The organism is Moorena sp. SIO4E2 (genome assembly GCF_010671945.1).
Taxonomy (GTDB): domain Bacteria; phylum Cyanobacteriota; class Cyanobacteriia; order Cyanobacteriales; family Coleofasciculaceae; genus Moorena; species Moorena producens.
Genome location: NZ_JAAHIE010000988.1, coordinates 1 through 2,031, shown reverse-complemented (window position 1 = coordinate 2,031; position 2,031 = coordinate 1). Strand labels below are relative to the sequence as shown.

At 43.7% G+C, this 2,031-nt stretch carries 2 protein-coding genes; both read right to left on the bottom strand.

From position 1 onward, the window contains the following. On the bottom strand, positions 1–724 hold a 724-nt coding region (gene hemB / locus F6K37_RS39785), incomplete at its 3' end, for a porphobilinogen synthase (protein ID WP_287256777.1). 313 nt (positions 725–1,037) lie between these two features. After that, the gene (locus F6K37_RS39780; protein WP_287256776.1) at positions 1,038–1,784 is read right to left on the bottom strand and encodes a CmcI family methyltransferase; all 747 of its coding nucleotides are present in this window, start codon (positions 1,782–1,784) and stop codon (positions 1,038–1,040) included. Positions 1,785–2,031: the final 247 nt, after the last annotated feature.

The window sequence follows — 2,031 nt, the reverse complement described above, 5'->3', positions numbered from 1 at the left end:
CGGGATCCATTTGGTAAGTCTTTTTGTCACCAAATTTAGGAGCTGAATCTAGGGCATCCCGGAATGGACCATAATAAGCGGAGGCGTATTTAGCGGAATAGGCCAGAATTCCGACATCAGTGTAGCCCTCACCATCTAGAGCTTTACGAATTGCACCAATGCGTCCATCCATCATGTCGGAAGGTGCAACCATATCTGCCCCAGCTGCAGCTTGAGATAGGGCCATTTTTATCAACACTTCCACGGTGGCGTCATTTAGGATAGTGCCATCTTCGGTGACAATGCCATCATGACCATCACTGGAAAAGGGATCAAGGGCAACATCGGTAATTACCATCAGCTCTGGAACTTCTTGCTTAATTGCTCTGATGGTGCGTTGGATTAATCCATCAGGGTTGTAGCTTTCAGTACCGGTAGCATCTTTCAAGTCCTGGGGAATGAGGGGGAAAAGTGCGATCGCATTAATCCCCAGTTCAAATGCCTCGGTTACTTCTTTGAGCAATAAGTCCAGAGAATAGCGGTAACATCCTGGCATGGACTTAACTTCTGGTTTGAGACCCTGACCTTCCATCACAAATACTGGATAAATCAGGTCATTAACAGTCAGTTGAGTCTCTTGAACCATCCGACGAAAGGCGGCTGTACGGCGCATACGTCGAGGCCGATGGGTTAATTGGAGTTGGTCGGAAGCTATTGACTTGTCGATCAAGTTGGGTAAGGACATAGTGAATCCGGTAGTAGATGTGAACTTGAGTTAAGTCTGTTAAATTCGTGAGGTTCATTATCAAGCATTTTGGTTTCAAAAATTCTTCTGCGCAATAAAACTTTGATTTTACCCGTTGACTTGACTGGTGACGGTAGGTTATCAGGAGTGAAGGGAGTGGTCGATTAAGGGGAGTAAGGGATAATCGGGTGATCGGTGTGGGGGCAGATCAGCTGCTAGATTTACTGGCAGGACTTCCGCCAAGCTGGACTGGAAACGTTATAAATAGTAGGGTATGTTATTAATTCACCCTACTGGACTGAAACCTTTGAATTCAAACTCTCTTGAGAATAGAATTCCAGTTTTTTGACCCGTTGTAGCCGTACATATCCTGATAGTAGGTATCTATCATATACTCGTCTTCGTTGTTTTTTAACCAATCCCTCAAGTCATCCATTTTGTTAGCTCCTTGCTCCATCTCGTCGCGGTCATCCCAACTATCCTGCCATAATCCCCAGTGGACTTTGTTGGTATCTTCAACAATCAGGTAATCTCCGCTCCTGAGACCTGAGGCGTGAAAATATTCCAAAATTCCCGCTAGATTAATATGGGCATCTTCTATAATCAACCAAGGATGAGGGAGTGCACAGAGTAATTCCGAAGGAAAAGCTGCACTAATATTGTTACAATCTCCCTGGATAAAATTAATCCGAGAGTCAGCTTTAGCTTTTTCGTCGAGCAGGGATAAATCTATATCCACAGAGTGAACCCGACCTTCTATCCCGAATACATCCAAACAATCGGCCAGCCAAATAGCCCCTCCACCATTGAATGCACCAATTTCGATAATTGTTTTCGGTTGCAGTTCGTACAGCAGCATTGGATAAAGTGCCATTTCCGTTATCCCTTTGGGCAGTACGATTCCCTTCCAGGTCTGTAAATAGCTATTTTCTAACAGAGGTTTCCAAGCATCGGTGGGAATATCGCATTCATCTTTGCGATCGCTAATTTTGACAAACCGATCAGCTTTTAACGGTTCTTGCTGGTGCTGGGCTTGTTGGATAATGGTTTGGTAGTTCATTTTACTTAACAAAATGATGTTTTTTGTCTCTCATTTAATTTGGGTGGCTTTTGGATTTTTAAAACATTTCCTTAACCTGGTAAAAATCCTGTCGTCCTGCAAAGTAGTTCCAATCCATATGGGTGCGGCTCTTTTAAAAGTACGGTAGACTAGATCTCAGTAAAACTGACAAATTAGTCAGAGTAATAGTTTGAGTCAATACCTCCTGGTGGGTGACCAGCTGAAAAAGTCAGCAGTAGTTCAGGAA

Bases quoted from the DNA above. Each gene is read 5' to 3' on its own strand.
- F6K37_RS39780 (WP_287256776.1), bottom strand. From the start codon at position 1,784: ATGAACTACCAAACCATTATCCAACAAGCCCAGCACCAGCAAGAACCG.